Genomic DNA, 6897 nt, shown 5'->3' with positions numbered 1-6897 from the left:
TCCATGGGACTCCTGCTTTTTCTCTTTCTGGCCATCGTTATCTCCATTTCAGTAGAAACTGCGAATGGAGAGGAGGTTAAAAGAGTTAAGTCCCGGAGTGATCGATACGACGCGAATCAGTGATCGACCTTTCATGCGAATCACTGATCGATCACGATGCGAATATGCAGCAGGAAGAGAGCGGCATTCCTCACGCGCCGCTTATCGAAGCGGGCTGGCGCTTACAGGCGTGGCACTGGGGAAACGGCTATGCCACGGAAGGGGCAAAACGCGTAGTCCGTTATGCCTTTGAGCAACTTGAGTCACCAGAGGTCTACGCCTATACCCCGCTGCAACATATGGCTTCACAGCGTGTGATGATAAAGGTAGGCATGACCAACACCGGTAAAGATTTTAATTATCCCAAAATACCGGCGGGTCACGCGCTAGAGCGGTTCTGTTTATACAAGATTACGCGATAGCAGCATCACACCTCGATATCCGCACGATCGCCCTTCTCTTGCAGCCAGTTGCGGCGATCTTCCGAGCGTTTCTTCGCCAGCAGCATATCCATCACCGCCAGCGTTTCGTTCACATCGTCTTCGCTGATGGTGAGCTGCACCAAGCGGCGCGTATTGGGATCAAGTGTGGTTTCGCGCAACTGTAGCGGGTTCATCTCGCCCAACCCTTTAAAACGTTGAACGTTAGGCTTGCCCTTCTTGCGCTTAAGCTGCTCCAACACGCCGGCTTTTTCTTCTTCATCCAGCGCATAGTACACCTCTTTACCCAGATCGATACGGTAGAGCGGCGGCATGGCGACATACACATGGCCGCCTGCGACCAACGGGCGGAAATGGCGCACAAACAGCGCACACAGCAGCGTGGCTATGTGCAAACCGTCCGAGTCGGCATCCGCAAGAATACAGATCTTGCCATAGCGCAACTGGCTGAGATCGTCGCTGTCGGGATCCATGCCGATTGCGACAGAAATATCATGCACTTCCTGCGAGACCAGCACTTCATCGGAAGAGACTTCCCAGGTATTGAGGATCTTGCCCTTGAGCGGCATGATGGCCTGAAACTCACGCTCACGCGCCTGCTTGGCGGAGCCGCCCGCAGAATCCCCTTCCACCAGGAACAGTTCGGTTTTATTCAAATCCTGTGAGGTGCAGTCCGCCAGTTTCCCCGGCAACGCCGGGCCGCTGGTCAATTTTTTGCGCACCACTTTTTTGGCCGCACGCATGCGACGCTGGGCACTGGAAATTGCTAATTCTGCCAGTATTTCAGCCGCTTGCACGTTCTGGTTCAGCCACAGGCTAAACGCATCCTTCACCACGCCAGACACAAACGCGGCGCACTGACGCGAAGAAAGGCGCTCTTTGGTCTGCCCGGCAAACTGCGGATCCTGCATCTTCACCGACAGCACATAAGCACAGCGTTCCCAGATATCTTCGGCACTGAGTTTCACGCCGCGCGGGAGAATATTGCGGAATTCGCAAAACTCACGCATGGCATCCAGCAAGCCCTGACGCAGGCCGTTAACGTGCGTTCCGCCTTGTACCGTGGGGATCAGATTGACGTAGCTTTCCGTCAGCAGTTCGCCCCCTTCCGGCAGCCACAGCAACGCCCAGTCCACCGCTTCGGTATCGCCCGCGATAGCGCCGATAAACGGTTTTTCCGGCAGCGTCGGCAAACCGTTAACGGCTTCGCACAGGTAGTCGTTCAGGCCATCCTGGTAGCACCAACGCTGTTCGGTATTGTTGACCTTGTCTTTAAACGTGATTTCCACGCCGGGGCACAGCACCGCTTTGGCTTTCAATAAATGCGTCAGGCGCGAGACAGAAAAACGCGGGCTGTCAAAAAAGCTGGCATCCGGCCAGAAATGCACACGTGTACCGGTATTGCGCCGTCCGCAGGTGCCGCTCACCGTTAACGCTTGCACCTTCTCGCCGTTTTCGAAGGCAATGTCGTAAACCTGCCCGTCGCGGCGCACGGTCAATTCCACCCGTGAAGATAACGCGTTCACCACCGAGATGCCCACACCGTGCAAACCACCGGAGAACTGATAGTTTTTGTTGGAGAATTTCCCGCCAGCGTGCAGGCGACACAGAATCAGTTCAACGGCGGGCACCCCTTCTTCAGGGTGGATATCCACAGGCATACCACGGCCATCGTCAATCACTTCAAGTGACTGATCTTCATGCAGGATAACGTCAACACGGCGCGCATGGCCCGCCAGCGCTTCATCGACGCTGTTATCAATCACTTCCTGCCCCAAATGGTTGGGGCGTGTAGTATCGGTGTACATCCCCGGACGGCGGCGCACCGGGTCTAAGCCGCTGAGCACCTCAATGGCATCAGCGTTATAACTTGATTGACTCATATTCGCGTTAGTCGTTGTTTAAATGTGTAAAACGGAATGGCGCTGAGAGGATGCACTGCCCACGGACCACGCATTGTCGCTGTCCGTGGGCAGTGCAGTACAGAACGGGTCAATCGTCGCTCAATCCAAGGAAACGCACAATGGGGTCAAAATACTGTTCAAACCCAACAAAACTGTGGTTCCCACCCGATTCCACCGTCTGGTGACACGCCGTGTAATACGCCACAGCCTGCCGATGATCTAGCACTTCATCCCCTGTCTGGAGCAAACACCACAGTAAATCAGGCGCCTCGAGTGATTCAATCTGCATCACTTCCAGGTCGTAAATATGCCGAGACTCTAGCACATATTCTTCACCTGTATAGGGGTTACGATATTCGCCGAGATGTTCCAGCAACAGTTCGAAGGGTTTTACCGCCGGATTGACGACCACTGCGGGCAAGATAAAACATTGCGACAGCCAGGTGGCATAATAGCCGCCCAGCGATGACCCCACCAGGCCGATGGGATGCCCCGTCCGCTCCATCACCAACGATTCCAACAGATCGGCAGCCTCCGCAGGATAGGGCGGCAGTTGCGGCACCAGCATCTCAATCTGGGGATGGTGCTGCGCCAGCCATGCAGCTAGCGCCGTCGCTTTGGCCGATTTAGGCGTACTGTTGAAACCATGGAGGTAGAGTAGCGTAGGCATTAATAGCCGTCCGAATCCATATCAGGCAAAAACTCGCTACCGCTCAGGCGGTAAACGCGCGTCTCCAGCGAACCGTCCGATAACAGATCCAAATAACGCCAGCCGGGCCCGACATCGTCAATGGTAAAGTTAGTGCAGTGTGGTTTGAACTGCACACAGGTGGAAGGCGTCGCCATCAGCCTGCGCCCGTTCCAGTCGAGATCCAGCTCCTGGTGAATATGCCCGCACAGCACATTTTTCACCTGCGGATAACGCGCCAGTACCGCATCCAGATGGTGCGCGTTACGTAGGCTGTGCTGATCGAGCCAGGTACAGCCTGAAGCCAGCGGATGATGATGTAACAGCAACAGCGTATGACGCTCTGGAAAACGCAACAGGCTGCGCTCCAGCAACTCGAGTTGATATTCACTCAATTCGCCGTGGGGTTCGCCAAACACCTGGCTGTCTAATAAAATAATCTGCCAGGCATCGCCCAACAGCACGTGCTTGGAAGGCGCAATGCCAGCTTGCGCCAGCACATCCACCATCGCAGGCTGGAAATCATGGTTTCCCGGCAGCCATACGCAAGGTGCGGATAGCTGCGCAATGCCGCGCGTGAAGTGATGATAGGCCTCCTGCGAATGATCCTGAGCAAGATCTCCCGTTGCCACAATAAGGTCAACATCCTGCCCCTGCGCCTGAATGGCAGACAGCACGGCATGGTAACTACGGTATGTGTTCACGCCGAGCAGAGTCTCGTGCTCGCCGGCAAACAAGTGGGTATCGGTTATTTGTAAAATCCTGATCCTGGCCCAACTCGCCACAGGAACTTTCAGCAGACTTTCCAAAAAATAGTATCCTTGGTTACTGAAATCTGTCTAACAGACTGGAATCGGCATTTCGCTGTGCCGATGCAAGACCATGCGCCAGGCAGTACCTTAGCCAATCAGCAAGAAACTGATTAATTTGATGCTTTTCATCACGTTGATGCAATTTTTTATTCGGGTAATCATAACGTGCTTTAAAACGGTAGATCTGCTGACCGGCACACACCTCCGCAACCAACGCGTCGTGGTAGAGTCGCACGCTTAACGTTGGCAGGCTCCAGTAGCTGACGGCGGGCGCAATCTGCTGGATTTCAACCAATGATGTATAACGCGTGGATTCCACTATCGTTAAGCGATAGCTTGCACTATTTACATGATAAACCGCACTTTCTCCGACTTCATCCTTTCGCGGCAGTAAACGGCGTAATTGTGCGAAATTCATTTCACACAGCCGCATCATGGCCGGAAAATCCGGGGTGTAGCGTTTCATCGGTTTACTCCGTCCACGCCTTTCTCAATTGCGTATGGTGCAACGCCAACCATTGCAGCGCAATGACAGACGCCGCGTTATCAATAATTCCACTTTCTACCCAGGCGTAGCTCTGTTCGCTGCTGACGACATGCACCCGAATGTCTTCATTCTCTTCGGCCAGACCGTGAATGCCCTGTGCGGCACGGGCATCGACTTCGCCCACCATCACCGCCAGACGCTCACTGGTGCCACCCGGGCTCGCCAGATAGCTGATAATCGGTTTACAGCGCCCAACGTTGAGACCTGCTTCTTCCTGCGCTTCACGTCGCGCCACCGCTTCCAGAGATTCACCTAGCTCAATCATGCCGGCCACCAGTTCAAACAGCCACGGGGTCGGACTGGTGTCATAAGCGGCAATGCGGATCTGTTCAATCAACACCACTTCGTCCCGAACCGGATCGTAGGGCAGCAGCACAACCGCATGACCACGCTCCAGAATTTCCCGGCTGACTTCACCGCTCATCTCACCGTTAAACAACCTATGACGAAAACGGTAGCGCTCGAGCGAAAAAAAACCCTCGTACAGCGACTCTCGTGCAATAATTTCTACATCGTCTTTATGGAAAGTCGCCGGATGGGACGCAGACACAGCCATACCTCAACTCCTTGCGAGCAACAGCAGGTACGAGGATGTGTCTCATGTATCATGATGGACATCATACTTGCGATGCTTTGTGATAAATTGGATTAATAGAACACCTATTTGACCAAACGTTAGGGTCTGAGAGCAAATTAAACCCCCTAATGGGGTCGGTCAGGGGGAAGATGGCACGTTCAGCCAACTTATCCTATTGGCATATTCTGATAGAATCTGCCGGATTCGTTTTTTGACAGCGCCATCTCCGCTACATCGTTGCCTTAGCTGCACAACAAGGAATGCACATGAAGAAATTGCTCCCTCTTCTTATTGGTCTGAGCCTGAGCGGCTTTAGCGCCGTGGGTCACGCGGAAAATCTGTTACAGGTCTATCAACAAGCTAAAACCACCAACCCGGATTTACGCAGCTCGGCTGCCACCCGTGATGCCGCTTTCGAGAAAATCAACGAGGCTCGCAGCACCCTGTTGCCACGACTCGGGCTCGGTGCTGACTACGGTTACACCAAAGGTTTTCGCGATAACAATGGCGTGAACAGCAACGTTACCAGCGGTTCCTTGCAGTTGACCCAGACCCTGTTTGATATGTCGAAATGGCGCGCCCTGACGCTGCAAGAAAAGCAGGCGGGCATTCAAGATGTTACCTATCAGACCGCACAGCAGTCATTAATCCTGGATACGGCCACTGCTTATTTCAACGTGCTGCGCGCCATTGACGCGCTCTCCTACGTTAACGCCCAGAAACAGGCCATTTACCGCCAGCTCGATCAAACCACTCAGCGCTTTAATGTCGGTTTGGTCGCTATCACCGACGTACAAAACGCCCGTGCGCAATATGACAGCGTATTGGCCAACGAAGTGTCCGCTCGCAACACGCTGGATAACGCGCTGGAAAATCTGCGTCAGGTCAGCGGCAACTTCTATCCGCAACTGGCAGGGCTGAACATCACCCGATTCTCCACCGAGAAACCGGGGGAAATCGCCACCTTACTGAAAGACGCGGAAAACCATAACCTGAGACTGTTGTCCGCTCGCTTGAGCCAGGATCTGGCGCGTGAGCAGATTCGTTCAGCGGAAACCGGCCATATGCCAACCTTGGATCTGACGGCTTCCTCCGGCGTCAGCAACACGCGTAACACCGGTTCCAATAATACCTCAAGGGATCTTGATGCAGGCCAAAACAAAATCGGCCTGTCATTAACCGTGCCGCTCTACAGCGGCGGTGCCAACAGCTCACGCGTAAAACAGGCACAGCACAGCTTTGTCGGCGCCAGCGAACTGCTGGAAAGCGCGCATCGCTCCGTGGTGCAGACCGTACGCTCCTCGTTTAACAATATTTCTGCCTCGATCAGCAGCATCAACGCTTACAAACAGGCAGAAGTGTCAGCGCAGAGCTCTCTGGACGCGATGGAAGCGGGCTATCAGGTGGGTACGCGTACCATCGTCGACGTGTTGGATGCCACCACCACGTTATATAACGCCAAGCAGCAGCTTTCTAACGCGCGTTATGACTACCTGATCAACCAGTTGAACATCAAGTCAGCGTTAGGCACCTTGAATGAAAACGACTTGCAGGCGCTGAACGGCGCGTTAGGTCAGGACGTTTCCACGTCACCAGTCTTTACTGACAGCACCGCACTGGAGCCGAAAGCGCCGCGCGGCTAATCAGATCGCACGGTTCTGACGGTTGATAACCCAAAGGAGATACGCAGCGTATCTCCTTTGGGTTTGCCTTGGATTGATTCCACGCCGTCCAAGCGCGCAATAAAATGTATATACCCGTGATCATTGAAGATGCTTGATTTTACGCGGTAAGAAGATCATGCTCACCCACTATGAAGATATTTATTACCGACAAGCAAAAAGCCGAACTCGAACACCTTCATGACACCAGTCGTGATAAGCGTGTTTG

Annotated in this window: 7 protein-coding genes; 2 read left to right on the top strand and 5 right to left on the bottom strand. The window is 53.8% G+C overall.

The features are described 5' to 3' along the window. The first annotated feature begins 164 nt into the window (after window positions 1-164). Window positions 165-461 (top strand): GNAT family N-acetyltransferase, encoded by a 297-nt coding sequence (locus QZ506_RS07680; protein WP_291970186.1) that lies wholly within the window; start codon window positions 165-167, stop codon window positions 459-461. 5 nt (window positions 462-466) lie between these two features. Here QZ506_RS07680 and parE read toward each other — a convergent pair whose 3' ends face one another. From parE to nudF, 5 genes are all read right to left on the bottom strand, one after another. Continuing rightward, window positions 467-2362, bottom strand: a complete 1896-nt coding sequence (gene parE / locus QZ506_RS07675) for a DNA topoisomerase IV subunit B (protein WP_291970184.1) — start codon at window positions 2360-2362, stop codon at window positions 467-469. 109 nt (window positions 2363-2471) lie between these two features. After that, complete coding sequence (yqiA, locus tag QZ506_RS07670) at window positions 2472-3053, bottom strand: esterase YqiA (protein ID WP_291970181.1); 582 nt, start codon at window positions 3051-3053, stop codon at window positions 2472-2474. Continuing rightward, window positions 3053-3880, bottom strand: coding sequence for a 3',5'-cyclic-AMP phosphodiesterase (cpdA, locus tag QZ506_RS07665; protein WP_291970179.1), 828 nt, complete (start codon window positions 3878-3880; stop codon window positions 3053-3055). Before cpdA ends, yqiA begins: the two co-directional genes overlap by 1 nt. A 16-nt stretch (window positions 3881-3896) precedes the next feature. Beyond that, window positions 3897-4349, bottom strand: coding sequence for a DUF1249 family protein (locus QZ506_RS07660; RefSeq protein WP_291970177.1), 453 nt, complete (start codon window positions 4347-4349; stop codon window positions 3897-3899). A 4-nt stretch (window positions 4350-4353) separates the two neighbouring features. Beyond that, window positions 4354-4986: an ADP-ribose diphosphatase gene (gene nudF / locus QZ506_RS07655; protein ID WP_291970175.1), complete on the bottom strand. Its 633-nt coding sequence runs from the start codon at window positions 4984-4986 to the stop codon at window positions 4354-4356. A gap of 287 nt (window positions 4987-5273) precedes the next feature. Here nudF and tolC point away from each other — a divergent pair, with 287 nt between their 5' ends. Continuing rightward, the gene (tolC, locus tag QZ506_RS07650) at window positions 5274-6650 is read left to right on the top strand and encodes an outer membrane channel protein TolC (RefSeq protein WP_291970173.1); all 1377 of its coding nucleotides are present in this window, start codon (window positions 5274-5276) and stop codon (window positions 6648-6650) included. The last annotated feature ends 247 nt before the right edge of the window (window positions 6651-6897 follow it).

The sequence above is a fragment of the Candidatus Symbiopectobacterium sp. genome, assembly GCF_020054415.1.
Taxonomy (GTDB): Bacteria; Pseudomonadota; Gammaproteobacteria; order Enterobacterales; family Enterobacteriaceae; genus Symbiopectobacterium.
This window is presented reverse-complemented; position numbering and strand designations above follow the sequence as displayed.

Coding starts and splice junctions, on each gene's coding strand:
- QZ506_RS07660 (WP_291970177.1), bottom strand. CDS start 4,349: ATGAAACGCTACACCCCGGATTTTCCGGCCATGATGCGGCTGTGTGAA.
- parE (WP_291970184.1), bottom strand. CDS start 2,362: ATGAGTCAATCAAGTTATAACGCTGATGCCATTGAGGTGCTCAGCGGC.
- yqiA (WP_291970181.1), bottom strand. CDS start 3,053: ATGCCTACGCTACTCTACCTCCATGGTTTCAACAGTACGCCTAAATCG.
- nudF (WP_291970175.1), bottom strand. CDS start 4,986: ATGGCTGTGTCTGCGTCCCATCCGGCGACTTTCCATAAAGACGATGTA.
- tolC (WP_291970173.1), top strand. CDS start 5,274: ATGAAGAAATTGCTCCCTCTTCTTATTGGTCTGAGCCTGAGCGGCTTT.
- QZ506_RS07680 (WP_291970186.1), top strand. CDS start 165: ATGCAGCAGGAAGAGAGCGGCATTCCTCACGCGCCGCTTATCGAAGCG.